Consider the following 21661-nt stretch of genomic DNA (forward strand, 5'->3'; position numbering starts at 1 on the left):
AGGCGGGTGAGCTCCTCATGAACACGTTCAACCTCAAGGTTCTGCTGGTTTTGTTGCTGCTGATGGGCGCGAACGGTTGCAGCAAATCGCCGCTTGCCCAACATGACTGGGGCGAAGGTATTGAAAATTTCGCACCGGCACGTCTCTTGTCCAATGCCGACGGGCGATACAACCATTGGCAGTCCATCGCCAGGGTCAAGGTTGATGAAGGCCGGATCTGCAGCGGCAGCCTGATCGATACCCGTGGAGCAAACGATGATCGCAGCGGCCCAGCGTATGTGCTCACCTCAGGTCATTGTGCAAAAGGTAATGTCGGTCGATTTATCGTGAACGAGCCTGCGTCCGGACAGGCTACCTTCAATTTTTTCCGGGACACGACGCCACAACAAAAAAACTATCCCGTCACCAGAATCGCCTGGAGCACCCTGCGTGGCCAGGACATTGCGCTGCTGGTACTCGATCGCACCCTCGGCCAAGTGATGAACGATGGCATCCAGCCCTTGAAAGTTGCGAGCCATGCCCTGACCGAAGGCACCGATACGCTGGTGGTTGGCGCCGCTGTCGATGATTTTATCCAGCGTTCGGCATGTCCGCAGGAACACCGCGCAGGAATTCTCGAAGCCGGGTGGGTTTGGGTGGATCAAATCAGCAATCGATGCCTGGGGGTCATCAATGGAATCTCTGGCTCTCCACTCCTGAATCGCTACACCAACGAAATCGTCGCGGTGATTGGCACCACCACGCGCGACAGCGGGCGATCGCGATGCAGTATCAGCGCACCTTGCGAAGTCATCGAAGGCATGCCCAATAAAGCGCAAGACACCAATTACTCGACGCCCGCCAATGGCCTGGATACCTGTTTTAGAGGGGGGCGCTTCGTTGGGGACCGCGAGCCCTGTGTACTGGGGCCCGTGTCGGAATTCGGCTCGAAGTATGGCGATCACTTCCTCAAACAGCCCCGAGATGAACAAGGGAACTACCTGCCGTTGTTGTGGGAGCATCGTTTTTCGAGCAACCAACCCTTCTTTCGCTTCAAGTACACGCGCACTGCCGAAAATTGTGCAGATATCAGGGATTACAGTGAGGTGCGTACCACTGACTCAGGCGGCGAGAGCGAGTTACGCTATGAACTGCGCCAAGGACCAGGGCTGTATTTCTTGTGCGTGATGGGGCAAAACCATCAGGCGGGACCACCCGGAAAATGGGATGCGCGAAACGCCAGGATTTTTTGGCGGTGGGTATTGGCAGAACCCGCTCAAATGGCGCCAGTATTCAACATCACGAATAGAGGAGAGGGCGTCTATTCTGTAGCGCCTTCTCAGGTCACGCCCGATCTGGATGTAGCAGGGCATCAATACAAGATCGGTACATCGGCCACGATTGATTGCCAACAAGCTGAGGGATATAAGCAGGTCAGGCCGCCACTGCTGGATTTTGAAGTGGACACGAGCGACGGCGAGAAAAAAATCTGCCTCAAGACCGTGGACATGGCAGGTAATCCTTCGCCCGTCATCGACTTCCGACTGCCAGACGCCGCCCCGTAAGCCTGTGTCGACACCTATCAGAAGCTGATCGGCAACCCGGAATTGCCGACCAGTCACTCATCAGAATCCGACGCTGGCCTGCACAAAGAACGTGCGTGGCGCACCGACGTACATCCCCGAGTTGTTGTCGCTGGAACGGGTGAAATACTGCTTGTCGAAGATGTTTTTCACCCCGGCGCCGACTTTCAGGTTCGACAACTGCGAACCGAAGTCATAACCACCGCGCACGTTCCAGGTCACGTAACCCGGAATGTCACCGTACTGCCCGTCTGCGGAACCTTCGGTGATGTAGTTGCCGCTGAAGCTGCCATCGGCATTCACTCCGGTCCCCGGTGAACGCTGCCTGGACTGGGCAAAGGCATCGAGGTTGTAGGTCCAGCGGTTGATGTCGTAACGCAGCCCGGCGGTGGCCACCTGACGCGAGTAGAACGGCAGATCACGGCCCTTGAAGCCCGGGATCTCGCCTTCATACGTGGCGCGGGTGTAGGTGAAACCGGCGTTGGCGGTCAGGCCATCGAGCATCGGGTTGAGCGCCGACAGGTCGTAATGCACCGACGCTTCAAGGCCCTGGTGCTTGGTCGCGCCGAGGTTGGTCCAGCCCACGTCGTTGCTGATGTATTGCAGTTCGTCATCGAAGTCGATGTAGAACAGCGTCACTTCCCCGCCCCACACGTCATCGTTGTAGCGCGTACCGAGCTCGTAGGTCTTGGCTTTTTCCGGGCTCAAGCCATTGGCGGTGTTGTCACCCGAGCCACCCTGGCCGAGCTGGAAATATTGCAGGCTGCCGAATGAGGTTTCGTAGTTGGCGAACAGTTTCCAGGCGTCAGACAAGTGATACATCACGCTCAAGGCCGGCAGCGGTTCGTTGCTGTCGATGCTGCGGCGTTTTTCCTGCACGCGTTTGCCGGCGGTGTCGAGCACCGGCCTGTCGTGCCATTCGGTGCTGATGCTTTCAAAACGGATGCCGGGGGTCACGGTCCAGTTGCCGACGTCGATCTTGTCATCGATGTAAACGGCGTGGGCCTCGGTGCCACCGGTGCGGTCCTGGAACACATGGCCATCGGACGTTTTGCTGACCACCGGCTGATTGTTCACCAGCGCCAGACGGCTCGACTCTTCGTTCATGCCTTCTTTCAGATAGCGATAACCGACGCTGGCTTCCTGCGTGGTCGGGCCCAGGTCGAACACATGGGACACCCGCGGTTCGATGCCGAAGGTGTAGTAAGTGCGTGGATAAGAGCTGAGGGTTTTCTGGTCGCGCGCGGCGATGGTGCTGCCACGGAAGCTGTCGGAATAGTAGGTCAGCACTTCGGCCTGGGTACGGTCATCGATCTGTCGCGCCCATTTGAACGACACGTCCTTGCGGCGGCCGCTGAAGTTGTCATGGTCGCGGTCGGACTGGAACGGATCGGCGTCGTACTGCTTCTGCGTCAGGCCGCCGGGCATGTCGGCGCTGGCGTCGTAGTAATGGAAGTTGAGGCTGAAATCGTCCTGATCGGTGGGCGCCCAGTGAGTCTTGAGGATCACGTCGTCGATGTCATTGCCGTTGTTGCTTTTGCGATAACCGTTGCCGTTCACCCCGGAATACAACAGCGCCACGCCCATGCCGTTATCGGCGGTGCCACCAAGAAACGCGGTGTCGATGTGTTTCCAGCCACCGCGCTGGGTGGTTTCCAGGGTGGTGCCGATTTCACCGGTGGCTTTCTCCGGGATCGCGCGGGTAACGAAGTTGATCACGCCACCGACGTTCTGCGGCCCGTAACGCACGGAACCGGCGCCGCGCACCACGTCGATGCTGTCGAGGTTGCCGGAGGAAATCGGCGCCATCGACAGCTGTGGCTGGCCGTAAGGGGCGAAGGCAGCCGGCACACCGTCGATCAGTACGGTGGAGCGTGGCGACAGGCGCGAAGTCAGGCCGCGCACACCGACGTTCAGGGAGATGTCGCTGCCGCCAGTGCCGTTGGCGTCCTGCACTTGCACGCCGGGAACACGCCGCAATACGTCGCCGACATTCATGGCGCCCTGCTCGACCATCGCTTCACGGCGGATCACCGTGCGCGCGCCGGGATGGTTTTGCACCACGGCGGCATCGGCGTCACCGAGCCAGTCACCCACCACCTTGATGTCGGTCACGCCCAGTTCCAGCGGGCCATTTGAGGCGGAATTCGGTGCCGGCATCAGCGTGACCGAACCCTCATCGATCTGGTATTGCAGACCGCTGCCTTGCAGCAATTGGCGCAAGGCCTGTTCCGGCGAGAGGTTGCCGTCCACTGCCGGAGCCTGTTTGCCGGCCACCAGTTCCGGGCTGAAAAAAACCTGCAGCGAGGTTTGCTGGCCCAGCTGACTCAAGGCCTGGCCCAATGGCTGCGCCTGAATATGAATGGCATCGGCGGCGAATGCCTGAGGCAGCGCCGAGCTGACCGCCAGGGCGAGCGCGAGGGGCAGCCAGGATGACTTGTTATTTTTAGCGGTGGTTTTCTTCACGTCGAACGTTGTCCTGTGGATCGCAAGAGTGTGCGTCTGTTAATGCAAACCAGTTGCAGTTGGACAAGAAGACGAAGAACTCGAAAAAAACCTGAATCTATCGGGAAATTATTTCCTGGCTGCCGTCATCAAGGGTGCGGATGGCCACCGGCAGAATGCTCGGAAAGGCCTTGAGCAGCGCATCGGTGTTGTCGGATTTGAACACGCTGGTCAGGCGCAGGTTGCCCACGTTGGCGCTGCCGACTGTCAGCGGTTTCTCCCGATAACGCGACACTTCTTCGGCCACTTCGCTGAGGCTGGCGTTGTTGAACACCAGTTTGCCGCTGCGCCATGCGGTCAGTTCCGCAGGGTTGACCATATAGGCGGTGGCCACCTTGCCCTGGGCATTGATGCGAGTGCCGAAGCCGGCGGTGAGGCTGACGAAATCATCGCCACCCCCTTGAACCCTGACCGTGCCCTGCTCCACCGCGACCCGGGTTTCGGCGCTGTCGCGGCGCACATCGAACCGGGTGCCGGTGACCGTGACCCTGCCGCTGCCCGCCTCGACCACAAACGGTCGACTGCTGTCGTGCTCGACGCTGAACATCGCCTCGCCTTGCATCAACTCGATGCCACGACGGTCCTTTTCATAGCGCACCTGCACCCGGCTGCGGCTGTTCAGATCAATCACCGAACCGTCCGGCAACGCCACATGACGACGCTCGCCAAGGGCCGTGGAATATTCAGCCGTGTAGGTCGCCGGATGGTTCAAGCCGCTGAACAGCCCCAGGCCGAGCGCCACCGCCAACACGCTGGCGGCCACCGCGTAACGCACCAGCGGACGACGTTTACTGCGCGCCACCGGAGTTTCACACAGTGCGTGCAGACGCTTGGCCGGCAATCGATCGGCCGCCACCCACAGGTTCTGGAGTATCTGATATTCGTTGCGATGCTGAGGGTGTTCGTCCAGCCAGCTCTCGAAGCGGCGCTGCTCTTCGGCGCTGGCGGCAGGTTCCTGCAAACGCACAAACCACCGCGCCGCGTCGTCGCGAACCGTTGTTTGCCCGCACGCACAATCACGAGTATCCATCATGGCTGTGCCCCGTCTAGACGATCACGCAGATGCCGCAGGGTGCGGATCATATACTTTTCCACCATGTTCCTGGACAGCCCCAGGCGCTCGGCGATTTCGGCCTGGGTCAGGCCTTCGATCTTCTGCCAGACGAACACTTTGCGGCAGTTGAGCGGCAACTCGGTGAGCGCCCGTTCGATGGAATCGGCCAACTGGATCGCGTGCATGAAATGCTCCGGGTCGCCGGACGACGACACACTGTGATCGATCGCCTCCGACTCCATGGCGCCCCGCCGATCCTCACGCCGATAACCATCCACCGCTATGTTGCGCGCGGTCTGGTGCAAATACGCCCGAGGTTGCTGCACCGCCGCCGAATCGGACTCGAGCACCCGCACGAAGGTGTCATGGGCCAGGTCCTCGGCCTGCTGACGATTTCTCAGGCGACGGGTCCAGGTGCCGATCAACTCTTCGTAATGCTCGAAAAAGCCAGGTCTGCGGGGCAGCTTGGGGGTCATTGCGGCATGCTGTAGGGATGAGGTGCGAATAGTAATGCTTCCTATTAACCGGAGGCAATGGATTCCACTTGGGAGCACCAGACGACCGGTAGCCAAAACCCGTTGCCACAAAATATTACCTGCGTCATATTACACTCATAATAACGCCTCGTTTCCCACAGGTATTTCTCCATGACCAGCATGCCCAGCCTTGAACCCGACCTTGCCGTCGCAGCGCCCCCACCCAAGCCTCCCCTGCTAAAACGGCTGGTGCTGCTGACCACAGCCATCGCAGCCCTGGTGTTCATCGGGCTGTACGCGAACCATTGGTGGACTGCCGGGCGCTTCATCGAAGAAACCGACGATGCCTACATTGGTGGCGACGTCACGGTGATCGGCCCGAAAGTCGCCGGCTATATCGAAGAAGTGCTGGTGACCGACAACCAGAAGGTCAAGGCCGGCGATGTGCTGATCCGGATCGACGCCCGTGACTATCGCGCCAACCTGGCCAAGGCTGAAGGCGCGGTGGCCGCTGAAGAAGCGTTGCTCGCCAACCTCGACGCCACCGAACAACTGCAACACGCGGTGATCGGCCAGGCCCGCGCCGGCATCGATGCCGCGGGCGCCGAAACCGCGCGCTCGCGGGACGACAATGCCCGCTACAAACGCCTGGTGGGCAGCAATGCCGTCTCGGTGGAAAGCGCGCAACGTGCCGACGCCACCTTCAAGACGGCCCAGGCGCAAAGTGCCCGGGCCCAGGCCGAACTGCTGGCCGCGCAACGCCAGTTGAACGTGATCGAAACTCAGAAACAACAAGCCCGTGCCGCATTGGTACAGGCGCGGGCCGAGCGTGATCTGGCGCAGTTGAACGTCGGCTACACCGAGTTGAAAGCCCCCGTCGACGGCGTGATCGGCAATCGTCGGGCGCGGGTCGGCGCTTACGCCCAGGCCGGTTCGCAACTGTTGTCGTTGGTGCCGGCCAGCGGATTGTGGGTCGATGCCAATTTCAAGGAGGATCAGCTAGCGCGGATGACGCCGGGCCAACGTGTGATCGTACATGCCGACGTGCTCAAGGGGCGAGAGTTCCACGGGCATCTGGACAGCCTCGCGCCGGCCAGCGGTTCGCAGTTCAGCGTGCTGCCACCGGAAAACGCCACCGGTAACTTCACCAAAATCGTCCAGCGGGTGCCGGTGCGGATCCTGCTCGACCCGGCGGATGGCGTACTCGGTCATCTGCGTCCAGGCCTGTCGGTGACGGCCGAAGTGGACACCCGCGCCGAGCCTGAAGCGCAAACCCCAACCGTGGCCAGCGCGCCATGAGCCGCGCCCTCGCCGCCCCCGCGCAACCGTTCAACGCCGCCAACATGGCGACGGCGACCAAGGTGTTCGCCTTCGCCACGATGTGCATCGGCATGTTCATTGCGCTGCTGGATATCCAGATCGTCTCGGCGTCGCTGCGTGACATCGGCGGCGGGCTCTCGGCGGGCACCGACGAAACCGCCTGGGTGCAGACCAGTTACCTGATCGCCGAAATCATCGTGATTCCGCTGTCGGGCTGGTTGTCCCGGGTGTTCTCGACCCGTTGGCTGTTCTGCGCCTCGGCGATTGGCTTCACCCTGGCCAGCCTGCTCTGCGGTGTGGCCTGGAACATCCAGAGCATGATCGCCTTCCGCGCCCTGCAAGGGTTTCTCGGTGGCTCGATGATTCCGCTGGTGTTCACCACCGCCTTCTTTTTCTTCACCGGCAAGCAACGGGTGATCGCCGCCGCAACCATCGGCGCAGTGGCATCGCTGGCACCGACGCTGGGGCCGGTCATCGGTGGCTGGATCACTGACATTTCGTCCTGGCACTGGCTGTTCTACATCAACCTGGTGCCGGGGATTTTCGTCGCGGTGGCAGTGCCGATGCTGGTGAAAATCGACCAGCCGGAATTGTCGCTGCTCAAAGGCGCCGACTACCTGAGCATGCTGTTCATGGCGGTGTTTCTCGGTTGCCTGGAATACACCCTCGAAGAAGGCCCGCGCTGGAACTGGTTCAGCGACAGCACGATTCTGACCACTGCGTGGATCAGCGGCCTGGCCGGATTGGCCTTCATCGGTCGAACCTTGTACGTGGCCAACCCGATCGTCGATCTGCGCGCCTTGAAAGACCGCAACTTCGCCCTCGGTTGTTTCTTTTCGTTCGTCACCGGGATCGGCCTGTTCGCGACGATTTACCTGACGCCGCTGTTTCTCGGCCGGGTACGCGGCTACAGCGCGCTGGACATTGGCCTGGCAGTGTTTTCCACCGGGGTGTTCCAGATTATGGCGATTCCGCTGTACGCCTTTCTGGCCAATCGCATCGACCTGCGCTGGATCATGATGACCGGCCTTGGGCTGTTCGCCCTGTCGATGTGGGACTTCAGCCCGATCACCCACGACTGGGGCGCCAGGGAATTGATACTGCCGCAAGCCTTGCGCGGGATCGCGCAACAACTGGCGGTGCCGCCGGCGGTGACCCTGACCCTTGGCGGGTTGGCACCGTCGCGGCTCAAACATGCTTCGGGGTTATTTAACCTGATGCGTAACCTTGGCGGCGCGATGGGGATCGCCGCGTGCGCGACCATCCTCAATGACCGCACCAACCTGCACTTCACCCGGTTGGCGGAGAACCTCAACAGCACCAACGAAGCACTCAATCAGTGGCTGTCCCAGGTCGGCCATAACTTCGCCGCCCTCGGCCAGAGCGGTGACATCGGCGTCACCGCCAGCCTGCGTCAGCTGTGGCTGCTGACGTATCGCGAAGCGCAGACGCAAACCTACGGCGACGCGTTCCTGATGATCATGGTCTGCTTCATTCTCGCCACGGCGATGGTGCCCCTGATGCGCAAGGTACAACCACCAGCCGCGCCGAGTGCCGATGCTCATTGAGCCTGATTGTTACTCCTGAGGCATCTTGCGGAACCCCACGGCCAGGCGGTTCCAGCTGTTGATGGTGGAAATCGCCACCGTCAGGTCGACCATTTCCTTGGGGCTGAACTCGGCGCTGAGCAGCGCATAGTCTTCGTCCGGCGCGTGGGTCAGGCTCACTTGGGTCATGGACTCGGTCCAGGCCAGTGCGGCGCGCTCGCGATTGGTGAAAAACGGTGCCTCGCGCCAGGCGGTCACGGCGAACAGCCGGCGTGGCGTTTCCCCGTCCTTCATGGCATCGGCAGTGTGCATGTCGATGCAGAAGGCGCAGCCGTTGATCTGCGAGGCGCGCAGCTTGACCAGTTCGATCAGCGACTTTTCCAGGGGCAGTTTCGAGACAGCGGTTTCCAGGGCCATCATGGCTTTGAAGGCGTCTGGGGAGGCAGTGTAGAAATCGATACGGGTTTGCATGGCGAGCTCCAATCACAATGGGTGTTGGCGCTACGTTAATGCGGACCTGAGGTTGAACAAATAGCCAATTATTGGGAAGTTGAGGATGCCAATAGACCAGAAGAATTTCAGTGACAGTGCCGACGCCGACGCCTGCTCGCGAAGGCGCCGGAACAGGCAACCAACCTATTGGTGACTACGATTGCGCAACCACTGCAAAAACCCTTTTTTCTCCACCACCTTGGGTGTTTCCTGACTCAGCGCCTGAGCCTTGTTCAAGCGGAAATCCAGCAACGTCTTCATCGCTTCACCGATGTCATGCCGCGCATCCAGGCACGGTTGGAGGTATTCCCTTTCAATCCGGTACAAGCTGCAGGTCGTCTTGGCTTTAAAGTCCGCCGGCATCGCCATATCGGACAAAACCCCGCCCTCGCCGATCACCTCTCCCGGCCCCATGCGCCCGCTTTCGATCTTGACCCCGCCGCGGCTCAGCTCCACCGACACGACGCCGGATTCAATGATGAACAGATGATCGCTGACCTCCCCCGCTGGCAGGATCATTTCTCCGGCGCGGAAGGTTTGCAGCTTCATGTTCTGGCTGAAGGTTTCTTTCTCTTCCTGACGCAGGGTCGAGAAGATGTTCGAGCTGTCCAACAACGCCCGTTGCCGTGACAAGGCCGCAGGAGCGTTGGGCTCGACGTTCGACAACAGGATGACGCCGGATGCCTGCAAGTGCCGGAACGCCAGGTCGAACAGCAGATTGCGCACCATGCGTTTCTGATCCATGGAGACCACGAAGCCGCTGATTTCATACTCCACGCCGGTGCTGCCGGAGCTTTTCAACGCCACGCACGGTGCCGGTTTGTCCAACAGAAAGCGGCACCCCTGCATGGCCCGCTCCAGGGCATCGATCACCGTTTGCGGACGCGCGTGGGGGCTCACTTGCAAACTGATCGAGACGCCGAAAATATCGCTGGGCCGGCTGAAATTGATGATCTTGGCCTTGGCCGCCAGGGAGTTGGGGATCACCGCCATGCTGCCTTGGGAGGTTTGCAGGCGTGTGGCGCGCCAATCGATGTCGGTGACCCGACCTTCGGTGCCATCGATGGAGATCCAGTCACCCAGTTGATAGGGTTTGGTGGTGTTCAGGACGATCCCGGAAAACACGTCGCTGAGGGTACTTTGCAAGGCCAGGCCGACGACGATCGCCAACGCGCCGGATGTCGCCAGCACGCCCTTGACCGGCAATTCGAGCACGTACGCCAGGGCAGCAATGACCGCGATCAGGAAAATTACCGCGCCGAGCAAGTCCTGCAACAAGCGCCCGGTGTGCCCGACCCGTTGCATCATCACCGCGCCGAGCAATACCGTCAGGGTGCGCGCTGCGTATAGCCACCAGCCAATCTGCAAACCGGTTGCCGCCAGGTGCAACGGCACATTGTCGGCCCAGGGCGCCGGCGCCATGGGGTTCAAGCCTTCGTTGAACAGCAGCACGCTGAATAACGCGAAAATCACCACTCGCGCGGCCAGTTTCCAGTTACTGCTACTGGCCGTGATCAAACGCCACAACACCAGATCGATCAGGATCAGGATCAGCGCGCTAAGCAACGGGTGATTGGTGAGCAGTGACAGCATCAAGCAACTCCAACAAAGGCCAATGGCGTGAAGATCTCACAGATTGTAGGAGCTGGCGAAGCCTGCGATCTGCAAAACACCACAAAACCAATGTGGGAGATACCAGGTTGCAGAGCAACCCACTACTGCGTCGTATTCAACCGCTCATCCGGCCGAACCGGCCCGACTGGAAGTCGCTGAAGGCCTGATGAATTTCCTGCTCGGTGTTCATTACAAACGGGCCGTGGCCGACGATGGGCTCGTCGATCGGCTCGCCGCTGAGCAGCAGCACGACTGCATCGTTGTCGGCTTCGAGGCTGAGCTGATCACCGTTGCGTTCGAACAACGCCAACTGCCCGTCACGCACCAGTTCCTGACCATTGACCTGAACCGTACCGCGCAGCACCACCAGTGCGGTGTTGCGTCCTTCATGCAGATCCAGGGTCAGCAACTTGCCGGCGTTCAAGCGCACATCCCACACGTCGATCGGCGTGAAGGTCCGCGCCGGGCCTTTGTGGCCGTCGAACTCACCGGCGATCAAGCGCAGGCTGCCAGCATTGTTTTTCAGCGGGATACGCGCAATGTCGCCGTCGAGAATCGTCTGGTAACCGGGCTCGGCCATCTTGTCCCTGGCCGGCAAGTTGACCCACAGCTGCACCATTTCCAGGGTGCCGCCGGTTTTGGCGAAACCTTCGGAGTGAAACTCCTCATGAATGATCCCCGAGGCCGCGGTCATCCATTGCACATCGCCGGGGCCGATCTTGCCGCCGCTGCCGGTGGAGTCACGGTGTTCCAGCTCGCCCTTGTAGACGATCGTCACGGTTTCGAACCCGCGGTGCGGATGCTGACCCACGCCACGACGCTCGGTGGTCGGAGTGAATTCGGCGGGACCTGCGTGATCCAGCAGCAGGAACGGGCTGATGTGTTTGCCCAGGTTGTCGTAGGAAAACAGCGTGCGAACCGGAAAACCGTCGCCGACCCAATGAGGTCGTGGACTGGTGTAGATACCGATGATGTTTTTCATCTTGGCCTCTGAATCTGTTGTGTGACGCGATGGATAAAGCTTAAAACCATGACCTTTGGCGCACTAGACTGCAAAAATCAGCCTCATCGTTCTATCTGGAGAACGATGGAGGAAGATTTTTTGATCTTCCAACAACCCATTCATGACTTGCGGTAAACAGTGCTTTGCCAAACCAGCGGTTTTTCTCAAGGGTGCAGCCGGGGATACTCCCGCCCATTCCCACTGCAATCCCTGGAGTCATTGATGTCTATTCCCGCATTCGGCCTTGGTACGTTTCGCCTGCAAGGCCAAGTGGTCATCGATTCGGTAAGCACCGGTCTTGAGCTGGGTTACCGGGTCATCGACACCGCGCAAATCTACGAAAACGAAGCCGAGGTCGGCCAGGCCATCGCCGCCAGCGGCATTGCCCGTGAAGAGTTGTTCATCACCAGCAAAATCTGGGTCGCCAACTTTGCCAAAGACCGGTTGATCGACAGCCTCAAAGAGAGCCTGGATAAGCTGCAAACCGACTATCTGGACCTGACCCTGATCCACTGGCCGTCACCGGAAGATCAGGTGCCGGTCGAAGAGTTCATGGGGGCGCTGCTCGAGGCCAAACGACTGGGCCTGACCCGTCGGATCGGCGTGTCCAACTTCACGGTCGACCTGATGAAGCAAGCCATTGCTGCGGTCGGCGCCGAGAACATCGCCACCAACCAGATCGAACTGCACCCGTACCTGCAAAACCGCAAGGTCGTCGAATTTGCGCAAAGCCAGGGCATCCAGATCACCTCTTACATGACCCTGGCCTATGGCGAAGTGCTGAAAGATCCGCTCATCCAGCAGATCGCCGATCGCCTGCAGGCGACACCGGCCCAAGTCACCCTGGCCTGGGCCATGCAACTGGGGTACGCGGTGATCCCCTCTTCCACCAAACGCACCAACCTGCAAAGCAATTTGCACGCCTGCACGCTGACCCTGAGCGACGCCGACATGGCGCTGATCGCGGGCCTGGATCGCGGCCAGCGACTGACCAGCCCCAACGGCATTGCGCCGCGGTGGGATTGAGTTTCAGCCCTGACTTAAATCTTGGCTCAAGCGTTCATCCAGCGATGACATCGCGCGCTGCAATTGATCGACGGCTTCGTCGAGCAGCGCTGAATCCCCCACATCGATGACACGCTCCAGTTGCTCGCAATGCTCAACCAAGCGCTGTGCCCGGACCATGCGCGCACCGCCCTTGATGCGGTGCGCCAGGTCGCGCAGCACACAGTGATTGCCATTGGCGTGCGCCTGGAGCAGATCATCCCGATCCACCCGGTTGGTCACCGTCAGTTCGCGCACCAGACGATCAATCAACGTGCGGTCCGCACCGACGTATTGCTCCAGGCCACTGAGGTCAATCTCCGGCGTCAAGGGCTCTGCGACAGGTTCTGGCGTCTGGTTCAAAAACCTGGAGGCCAACCAAGTGTTCAGATCCGCCAGCAGGATCGGTTTGAACAGGCAGTCGTCCATGCCCGCCTCCAGGCATCGGGCCTTCTCCTCGGGCTGCGCATTGGCGGTACAGCCCAGAATCAATGTAGGTGGCAATCCCTTGGCACACTCTTCATCGCGGATTGCACCCGCCAGTTCATAACCGCTGAGCCTGGGCATATTGCAGTCGGTAACCACCAGATCGAACTCATGTTTGCGCCACAGCTTAAGCGCCCGTGCGCCCTCTTCGGCCTCCAGAACATGATGCCCAAGGTGGCTCAGTTGCCGTGAAAGCAACAGTCGATTAGGCGGGTGATCGTCAACCACCAGAATCGTCAGTGGCCGCGTTGGCGCCTGCAATCCGCTCTCCACGGCCTCAATGGAAGGCAACGACGACAATGCGATCAGCTCAAGATTGATGTCGACCTGCGTGCCTTGTCCAAGGACGCTGTCGAGTTGCAACCGCCCGCCCATCATTTCGCACAGCGTGCGGCTGATCACCAACCCCAGGCCAGAACCGCTTCGAGCGGACTGTCGGCCGTTATCGGCCTGGCTGAACGGGCTGAACAGCCGTTGCCGGTCGACGGCGCTGATGCCAATGCCGGTGTCTTCAATGCGCACGCTGACCGCCAGATGCCCCGACATGGCGGGCGCCACTCGCAGCGTCAAGCTCACTTCACCCTCACGGGTGAACTTGATGGCGTTGCTCAGCAGATTGGACAGCACCTGTTTGAAGCGTGTGGGATCGATCAACACATCACAGTCACTGTGTTCGTCCAGATCGATTCGCCACGCCAGCGCTTTCTGCCGTGCCAGGCCTTCGAAAACCCGACACACCGATTCCACCAGCCCCCGCAGATTGGCGCGCTCAGGGGTCAGGGATAAATGCCCTGACTCGATACGCGCGATATCCAGAATGTCGCCGATCAGCGCCAGCAATTGTTGTGCGGCACTGGACGCCACCTCAATGGCGCTACGGTCGGTGACGCCCTCGTCCGCACGCTTCAAGGCCAGTTCGAGCATGCCGATCAGGGCGTACAACGGTGTGCGTAGCTCGTGACTCATGGTCGCCAGAAAAGTGGTTTTGGCGCCATTGGCATCCTCCGCCTCAGCCTTGGCGTCCTGCAATTGCCGCAACCATTGCTGGCGCTGGCGGATCTGCCGACGCTGCCAGGCGATCCAGCCCAAGGCGAGCAACAGCAAGGCTCCCGCCACGGCAAACGCTTGAACAATGCCTTGGCGATGACGCAACCAATAGCTGTCATCCACCACCACGTCATTGCTCCAGCGGGCCACCAGATCGTCCATCTCCTGGGGCGAGATGCTCAGCAATGCCTTGTTCAGAATCGAGTGCAGCTCCAGCGCATCACTTCCGGTCGCCAGAGCGATGCGTGCCGGTTCATCGCCCACGGTACTGCTGATGCGCAGACGCCCGCTGTAATACCGGGCAATCAGGTAGCGGGTCATGAACAACGAACTGAGCGCGGCATCGGCTTCCCCCTTCATGACCATTTCCAGGCCTTGGGCCGGGCTTTGCACATCCAGCATCCGCACCTGCGGTGCCCTGGCAAGAATGAATGCGCGCATGGGATGACTGTGATAAATCGCCAGGCGTTTGCCGGCCAGATCGTCCAGCGTTCTCGGGCTGCCGGGGGTGACTGCACTGACCAGCGTGTATGGATTGGTGACGTAAGGGCTGGTAAAACGCAGCGCGGCCACACCTTCAGTCGTGGGGATGAGCGCCGGCAATATGTCGATCTCGCCAGCCTTGAGTCGCTGGATCTGCTCGTCCAGGGATTGGCCCCGCTGCACGTCAAAGTTCAAACCGCTACGCTGGCTGATCAGCGTCAATAATTGCGCGGTCAACCCGCTGAATCGCCTTTCGGCGTCATAGAAAGTCAAAGGCGCAAAGTCCCCGACCACTCCGACGCTCACCGTCGGATGCTGATCCCGCCAGTGCTGTTCACTGGCGCTCAGACTCACCCGCTGCAGACCCAGTCGATTGGCGCGGCCGGCACTCCATCGTTGCTCGATGGCAGAGCGTTGCTCCATCGGGATCGCCGCCAGTGCCTGGTCGACGATGTTTTTCAGGCGCGTATTGTCCCGCACCAATGCGAAACCGAACGGGTTGGCGTCAAGGCCGGATGGCCCCATCAACTGAACGTTATTGTGGTAGTTGTTGTTGATCAGGTAATTGGCACTGATAAGGTCGCCGAGATACACATCATCCTGCCTGTATGCCACGGCTCCGAGTGCATCGAGCGCCGACGGGTAACGTTGCAGATCAGCCTTGGGATAGAAGGCTTTGACGGTCTGCTCCGGCAGATAGTCGGCGACCATGGCGATGCGTTTACCCGCCAGATCCTCGGGCATGCGCTCGTCCAGTCTGGTGACCAGCATCGGCTGATCTTCGGCATAGGCGCTGGTTCGATTCAGTTCGGGATCGGCGGCCTCGAAGCTGTTGGAGGTTCCCAGCAGATCCAGGTCTTTGCGTTTGAGTGCCTCCATCGCCGACTCGCGTGTGCCGTAGCGCAGCACCTCGACGTTGACGTGCAGCAGTTGCGCAAGCAGCTCGACGTAATCGGCGGTAATGCCCTCCAGTTCATCGTGATTGCGCGTCAATTCGAAGGGCGGGTAGTCCGGCCCCGTTACTCCGACGCGCAACACCCGTTTGCTGACCAGCCAATTGCGGTCATCCATGCCCAGCTGGACGGCATAGCCATCCACCGTGGAGCGCCCCAGCAGGCGCAATGACTTAGGCTCGTCGGCTACCGCGACCAGGGCCTGCGATACAAGACATAGCATCAAGCCCCACTGGAAGATGCGCACGGTCGAGTTCACTCAGAGATCAGAAGATTACGCTTGGCGAAATCGCGCAGGTGTACCGCAGCGTTCACGCCCAGTTTTTCGATCAAGCGGGTCTTGTAGGTGCTGACGGTCTTGTGACTCAGGTGCATACGTTCGGCGATCGCCTTGTTGCTCATGCCCTGGGCCAAATACCGCAGGATTGTCAGTTCGCGGTTGGAAAGTTTATCGATCATCTCTTTTTCGCTGCGTTGCCGGGGGTCCTGCGATCCCGCAGGCAACCGCGCGAAAAAGGTGTAACCGGCCATGACGGCGTGCACGGCTTTTTGCAATTGTTGCAAGGAGCGGGTCTTGGCGACATAAGCCATGGCCCGGGCGCGCATGCAACGCTCTTGAAAAAAAAGCGGATCCAGGGAAGTGAAAACCAGTACCAGACATAGCCAACCATTGGCCCTGATCCGGTCCAGCAGCTCCAGCCCATCGCCACCGGGCATAACCAGATCCAGTATCACCAGATCGACTGCATGCTCACGAAGTATCGATAAGGCCTCGCCAACACTGGACGCCTCAAAAATGAGTTTGAAGCCTTCCCGCTCGAGTACAAGTGTGACTGCGGCACGTACCACCGGATGATCGTCCACAATCAGCGCTTTCTTCATGGCAATTCCTTTGCAAAAACTCAACGATTGCCCGCCGGTAACCGCCGGGATAGACGCAGCGGCTGCGCAATGACTTTTGCACGGAAAGCAGGAGAAATGTACCTATCAGAAATGATAGTACCGACGAACGGTAACCCTGGACTCAACCGATCCGTTGTCGACTCCGCTCCTGATCCAGTGGCGATGCAGCTTCACACGCAGGCGGATCGATGAGCTCCATCAGCCGTCGAATGGCGGCTAAATCCGGCAGCGCCGCGTGGTCTTCGTAGATCAAGGCGTGGTGAACCTGGCGGTTATCGCGCAAGAACCCGGACAGATCCAATGCCCCTGCCGCCAGAGAGGCATTGATGATCACCAGGTCGAACGGCTCGCAACCGTACTCGACCAAGGTCAGCATCTGCACAAGGCTGTGCACCGGTGCCACCCGGTAATAACCGAGCTGATTGAACAACCGCTCGGTTTTCAGCCGGTGAAAATGCTGTTCGTCGGCGATCAGGATGCGCAAGGCTTTATTGGTCATCGCGGGCCTCCAGGTCAATGGCTGATGAGTGAGGCGGCAAGGCTACGGAAGACTCGGGAAGCGTTCTGTAGGACTTTTCCTAAAAATAGGGCGCTCTGTCCGACTTAAAGATCAAAAGATCGCGGCCTTCGTAGGAGCTGACGCAGCTTGCGACAGCTCCTACTTTTGGCAGCCTTACTGCCAGCCAAACCGCCGAATATAGAAACCTTTCACCGCCTGGGTCAGTGCCATGTACGCCAGCAGAATCACCGGCAGGAACACAAAATACAGCGACGGCAGCGCCTGCAATTTGAAGTAATGCGCCAGCGGCCCCATCGGCAGGAAAATCCCCACGGCCATGATAATGCCCGTCATCACCAGCAGCGGCGTGGCGGCGCGGCTTTGCAGGAACGGCACCTTCGGCGTGCGGATCATGTGCACGATCAGCGTCTGGGTCAGCAGCCCGACCACGAACCAGCCGGACTGGAACAGGGTCTGGTGGTCCGGGGTGTTGGCATCGAACACGTACCACATCAAGGCAAAGGTGCTGATGTCGAAGATCGAACTGATCGGGCCGAAAAACAGCATGAAGCGTCCGACGTCCGCTGGCTGCCAGCGTTGGGGCTGTTTCAGCATGTCTTCATCGACGTTATCGAACGGGATGGCGATCTGCGAAATGTCATAGAGCAGGTTCTGCACCAGCAGGTGCATCGGCAGCATGGGCAGGAACGGAATGAACGCACTGGCCACCAGTACCGAGAACACGTTGCCGAAGTTCGAACTGGCGGTCATTTTGATGTACTTGAGCATGTTGGCGAAGGTCCGTCGCCCTTCCAGCACGCCCTCCTCCAGCACCATCAGACTTTTTTCCAGAAGAATGATGTCCGCCGCTTCCTTGGCGATGTCCACCGCGCTGTCCACCGAAATGCCGATGTCAGCAGTGCGCAGGGCCGGCGCATCGTTGATGCCGTCGCCCATGAAGCCGACCACGTGACCGTTGCCCTTGAGCAGGCGGACGATACGCTCCTTGTGCGACGGCGTGAGTTTGGCGAAGACGTTGGTGGTCTCCACCGCCACCGCCAGTTCGGCGTCGCTCATGCGCTCGATGTCGTTGCCCATCAGCAGGCCTTGCTGTTCCAGCCCGACTTCACGGCAGATTTTCGCGGTCACCAGTTCGTTGTCGCCAGTCAGCACTTTCACCGCCACACCGTGCGCGGCCAGGGCCTTGAGTGCCGGCGCGGTGCTTTCCTTCGGTGGATCGAGGAAAGCCACATAACCGATCAGCGTCAGCGCCTGTTCATCGGCCAGGCTGTAAGTGTCGCGGCCCTCGATCATTGGCCGCGCCGCCACCGCCACCACCCGCAGGCCTTCGGCATTGAAGGTGGCGGTGACCTGGCGAATCCGCGCCAACAATTCATCGCTCAGCGCCTCGTCGGCATCGCCATGGCGCACCCGGGTGCACACCGCCAGCACTTCTTCCACCGCGCCTTTGCAGATCAGCAGATGCGGCTGATCACGCTCGGCCACCACCACCGACATGCGCCGACGGGTGAAGTCGAACGGAATCTCGTCGACCTTGCGAAACGCCGTGCCGACTTTCAGTTCACGGTGGATCTCCACGTGTTCCAGCACGGCCACGTCCAGCAGGTTTTTCAGGCCGGTCTGGTAGTAGCTGTTGAGGTAGGCCATTTCCAACACGTCATCGGAATCGTTGCCCCAGACATCGACGTTGCGCGCGAGGAAGATTTTGTCCTGGGTCAGCGTGCCGGTCTTATCGGTGCAGAGCACGTCCATGGCGCCGAAGTTCTGGATCGCATCAAGGCGTTTGACGATGACTTTTTTGCGCGACAGGAACACCGCGCCATTTGCCAGGGTCGAGGTGACAATCATCGGCAACATTTCAGGGGTCAGGCCCACGGCGATCGACAGCGCGAACAGCAACGCTTCGGTCCAGTCACCCTTGGTGAAACCGTTGATGAACAATACCAGCGGCGCCATGACGAACATGAAGCGGATCAGCAACCAGCTGACTTTGTTGACCCCGGTCTGAAACGAAGTCGGCGCACGATCGGTGGCACCGACCCGCTGCGCCAGCGCGCCGAAATAGGTGTTGTTGCCAGTGGTGAGAATCAGCGCCATCGCCGTGCCGGACACCACGTTGGTGCCCATGAACAGGATGTTGTCGAGGTCCAGCGGGTTGTGGGTGTGGTTGTCCTGCTGACGTGGGAATTTTTCCACCGGCATCGATTCACCGGTCATCGCGGCCTGGCTGACGAACAGGTCCTTGGCGTTGAGCACTCGGCAATCGGCAGGAATCATGTCACCGGCCGAGAGCACGATCAGGTCACCCGGCACCAGTTGCTTGATCGGCAATTCGAGGCGTTGCGCACCGTTGTTCGCCACCTCCCGACGCATCACCGTGGCGGTGTTGCTGACCATCGCCTTGAGCGCGTCGGCGGCCTGGTTGGATTTGGTTTCCTGCCAGAAACGCAGCAAGGTCGAGAGCACCACCATCGAGAAAATCACGATGGCGGCTTTCATGTCTTCGGTCAGCCAGGAGATCACCGCCAGCAAGGTCAGCAGCAGGTTGAACGGGTTTTTGTAGCAGTGCCACAGGTGGGTCCACCACGGCAGCGGTTGCTCGTGCTCGACTTCATTGAGGCCGTATTGTTCGCGCAGCGCATCGGCCTCGGGTTCAGTCAGGCCGTCAGGGTGGCTGCCGAGGTTATCCAGCAATTGGCCGGTGTCGCTGTTGGCAGCGGCGACCAGGGTTTGCGCGAGCGTCGGCGGGACTTCACGGCTGACCGTGGTGTCGGTGAAGCTTTCCAGCAGCGCCAGTCGACGGAAGTGCCGGGCGATGTGACGGTTTCGCAGGAATCCGGCGAAGAATTCTTTCAGCCAGGTCAGGTTCATGGCAGTGCCCCCCAGGGTCAGCCGGGAAACCGTCGAGCAGGCGTGTCGAGGCGCTGCGATGACGACACGGGGTCGAACATCACACGCTGTTCAGCGTCGATGAGAGGACGTCGGGAGTCGGGCCAAAACCGGCCACGATCGGGATGCCGCTGCTCGCTTTACGGCGAGACAACGGCAGAAAAAGGCTGCGCGTTATCTTGCCGGGAAAATGCCGGTTACCGAGACCGGCCGACAACTGTCACTCGAACAAGTACCCACTGTGGGTCTCCGCTAATTGATGAAAACGCGCGAAGCTTACGCCGCGATATCTAGAGAGTAAACGCTGCGCAGGGGTGTTGCGGGGGGAATCGCGGGGTTCTTCAGGAAGGGTTCAGGTTGATCGCAAACCTGTGGCGAGGGGGCGTTCCGACAAGCCCCCTCGCCACAAAATCTTAGCTGGCAGTAGCCAACAACAAGTCCCTGACCGACCGGCCATGCCCGCGGGATTTGCCATGGTCATACAACGAGCCGGCAATTTCATCGGCGCGGATCGGCAGGATCGACAGCAAGGTGTCGCTCAAGCCGTGGCTGGCCTGGCAGAAACCCTGCATGTAGATCCCGGCCTTGCAACGCTCGTCGGTGATCAGCCTGTAATTGCGATCGACTTCGAAATCGCCGAGGTATTGCTCCAGCGGCGCCAACAGTTTGCGGTGCATCTGCCGCTCGTAACCGGTGGCCAGCACCACGGCGTCGTAGCGGTGAACCGTGACTTCGCCGGTGGCGTTGTTGCGCATCGCCAGCTCGATACCGCGCTCGGTCGCGGTGGCTTTTTCGACGGTGGTCAGGGTACGGAACGCATGGCGCGCGATGCCCGAGACTTTCTGCCGGTAGAAGATCCCGTAGATGCGTTCAATCAGGTCGATGTCCACCACCGAATAGTTGGTGTTGTGGTACTCGTTGACCAGACGCTCGCGTTCACTGCTGGCCTGCTGGAACACCAGGTCGGTGAACTCCGGCGAGAACACCTCGTTGACGAAGGGGCTGTCATCGGCCGGTTTGAGGGCCGAACCGCGCAGGATCATGTCCACCTGCACCGACGGGAAGCTGTCGTTGAGGTCGATGAAGGCTTCCGCTGCGCTCTGCCCGCCGCCGATGATCGCGATGTTCATCGGTTGGTTGTTCACACACGGTTGCCTGGCCATGCGCTCCAGGTACTGGGAATGGTGGAACACTCGACCGTCATCCTTCAGTGCCTTGAACGCTTCGGGAATCCGCGGTGTACCGCCCGCGCTGACCACCACCGAACGGGTGGTACGCACATGCTGCAAACCCTGGGTATCACGCGAGATCACTCGCAACGCCTCGACCTGCTGGTTATGCAGCACCGGCTCGATGGTCAGCACTTCCTCGCCGTAGCGACTCTGCCCGGTGAATTGCCCGGCGACCCAGCGCAGGTAGTCGTTGTACTCCATGCGGCACGGATAGAAGGTGCCGAGGTTGATGAAGTCCACCAGACGACCATGGTGCTTGAGGTAGTTGACGAAGGAATACGGGCTGGTCGGGTTGCGCAGCGTCACCAGGTCCTTGAGAAAAGAAATCTGCAGTTCGCTCTGGGTGACCAGGGTGTTGCCGTGCCAGCGGTAGTCCGCCTGCTTGTCGAGAAACAGCACATCCAGCTCGCCCTGGCTCGGCCCGCGCTCTTGCAGGGCGATGGCCAGGGCCAGGTTCGAAGGGCCGAAACCAACGCCGATCAGGTCGTGAACGATGGGCGATGCAATTGCCTGTGTCATTTCCAGTGTCCT

Annotated in this window: 15 protein-coding genes; 4 read left to right on the top strand and 11 right to left on the bottom strand. The window is 60.1% G+C overall.

Annotated elements, in window-relative coordinates; translation table 11 throughout:
• Positions 1-17 precede the first annotated feature (17 nt).
• Positions 18-1544 (top strand): serine protease, encoded by a 1527-nt coding sequence (locus LOY28_RS19915; RefSeq protein ID WP_258612411.1) that lies wholly within the window; start codon positions 18-20, stop codon positions 1542-1544.
• A 60-nt stretch (positions 1545-1604) separates the two neighbouring features.
• Here LOY28_RS19915 and LOY28_RS19920 read toward each other — a convergent pair whose 3' ends face one another.
• From LOY28_RS19920 to LOY28_RS19930, 3 genes are all read right to left on the bottom strand, one after another.
• Positions 1605-4028 (bottom strand): TonB-dependent receptor, encoded by a 2424-nt coding sequence (locus LOY28_RS19920; RefSeq protein ID WP_258612412.1) that lies wholly within the window; start codon positions 4026-4028, stop codon positions 1605-1607.
• 97 nt (positions 4029-4125) lie between these two features.
• Positions 4126-5100 (bottom strand): FecR family protein, encoded by a 975-nt coding sequence (locus tag LOY28_RS19925; RefSeq protein ID WP_258612413.1) that lies wholly within the window; start codon positions 5098-5100, stop codon positions 4126-4128.
• Positions 5097-5597: a sigma-70 family RNA polymerase sigma factor gene (locus LOY28_RS19930; RefSeq protein ID WP_064619006.1), complete on the bottom strand. Its 501-nt coding sequence runs from the start codon at positions 5595-5597 to the stop codon at positions 5097-5099. Before LOY28_RS19930 ends, LOY28_RS19925 begins: the two co-directional genes overlap by 4 nt.
• 171 nt (positions 5598-5768) lie before the next feature.
• Between LOY28_RS19930 and LOY28_RS19935 the strand changes: the two genes are divergently transcribed.
• Both LOY28_RS19935 and LOY28_RS19940 read left to right on the top strand, forming a co-directional pair.
• On the top strand, positions 5769-6896 hold the full coding sequence (locus tag LOY28_RS19935; RefSeq protein ID WP_258612414.1) for an HlyD family secretion protein: 1128 nt from the start codon (positions 5769-5771) through the stop codon (positions 6894-6896).
• Complete coding sequence (locus tag LOY28_RS19940; protein WP_258612415.1) at positions 6893-8485, top strand: DHA2 family efflux MFS transporter permease subunit; 1593 nt, start codon at positions 6893-6895, stop codon at positions 8483-8485. The genes LOY28_RS19935 and LOY28_RS19940 overlap by 4 nt, the downstream gene beginning before the upstream one ends.
• A 9-nt stretch (positions 8486-8494) precedes the next feature.
• Here the strand turns inward: LOY28_RS19940 and LOY28_RS19945 are convergent, their stop codons facing one another.
• The 3 genes from LOY28_RS19945 to LOY28_RS19955 form a co-directional block, all read right to left on the bottom strand.
• Positions 8495-8935: a carboxymuconolactone decarboxylase family protein gene (locus LOY28_RS19945; protein ID WP_018925362.1), complete on the bottom strand. Its 441-nt coding sequence runs from the start codon at positions 8933-8935 to the stop codon at positions 8495-8497.
• 165 nt (positions 8936-9100) lie between these two features.
• On the bottom strand, positions 9101-10549 hold the full coding sequence (locus LOY28_RS19950) for a mechanosensitive ion channel domain-containing protein (protein ID WP_258612416.1): 1449 nt from the start codon (positions 10547-10549) through the stop codon (positions 9101-9103).
• 136 nt (positions 10550-10685) lie between these two features.
• A complete protein-coding gene (locus LOY28_RS19955; RefSeq protein ID WP_018925360.1) occupies positions 10686-11552 on the bottom strand; it encodes a pirin family protein in 867 nt (288 codons plus the stop codon).
• Positions 11553-11795: 243 nt separating this feature from the next.
• Between LOY28_RS19955 and dkgB the strand changes: the two genes are divergently transcribed.
• Positions 11796-12599 (top strand): 2,5-didehydrogluconate reductase DkgB, encoded by an 804-nt coding sequence (gene dkgB, locus LOY28_RS19960; protein ID WP_064619017.1) that lies wholly within the window; start codon positions 11796-11798, stop codon positions 12597-12599.
• Between the two features lie 3 nt (positions 12600-12602).
• Here dkgB and LOY28_RS19965 read toward each other — a convergent pair whose 3' ends face one another.
• The 5 genes from LOY28_RS19965 to LOY28_RS19985 all read right to left on the bottom strand — a co-directional run bounded on the left by LOY28_RS19965 (position 12603) and on the right by LOY28_RS19985 (position 21649).
• Positions 12603-15809, bottom strand: coding sequence for an ATP-binding protein (locus tag LOY28_RS19965; protein ID WP_258612417.1), 3207 nt, complete (start codon positions 15807-15809; stop codon positions 12603-12605).
• A 32-nt stretch (positions 15810-15841) separates the two neighbouring features.
• Positions 15842-16468: a response regulator transcription factor gene (locus LOY28_RS19970; protein ID WP_018925357.1), complete on the bottom strand. Its 627-nt coding sequence runs from the start codon at positions 16466-16468 to the stop codon at positions 15842-15844.
• A gap of 142 nt (positions 16469-16610) precedes the next feature.
• Positions 16611-16988, bottom strand: coding sequence for a response regulator (locus LOY28_RS19975; protein ID WP_258612418.1), 378 nt, complete (start codon positions 16986-16988; stop codon positions 16611-16613).
• 174 nt (positions 16989-17162) lie between these two features.
• Positions 17163-19880, bottom strand: coding sequence for a magnesium-translocating P-type ATPase (gene mgtA / locus LOY28_RS19980; RefSeq protein WP_258612419.1), 2718 nt, complete (start codon positions 19878-19880; stop codon positions 17163-17165).
• 431 nt (positions 19881-20311) lie between these two features.
• A complete protein-coding gene (locus LOY28_RS19985; protein ID WP_258612420.1) occupies positions 20312-21649 on the bottom strand; it encodes a lysine N(6)-hydroxylase/L-ornithine N(5)-oxygenase family protein in 1338 nt (445 codons plus the stop codon).
• Between the last annotated feature and the right edge of the window lie 12 nt (positions 21650-21661).

It is taken from the genome of Pseudomonas sp. B21-017 (assembly GCF_024749245.1).
Lineage (GTDB): Bacteria > Pseudomonadota > Gammaproteobacteria > Pseudomonadales > Pseudomonadaceae > Aquipseudomonas.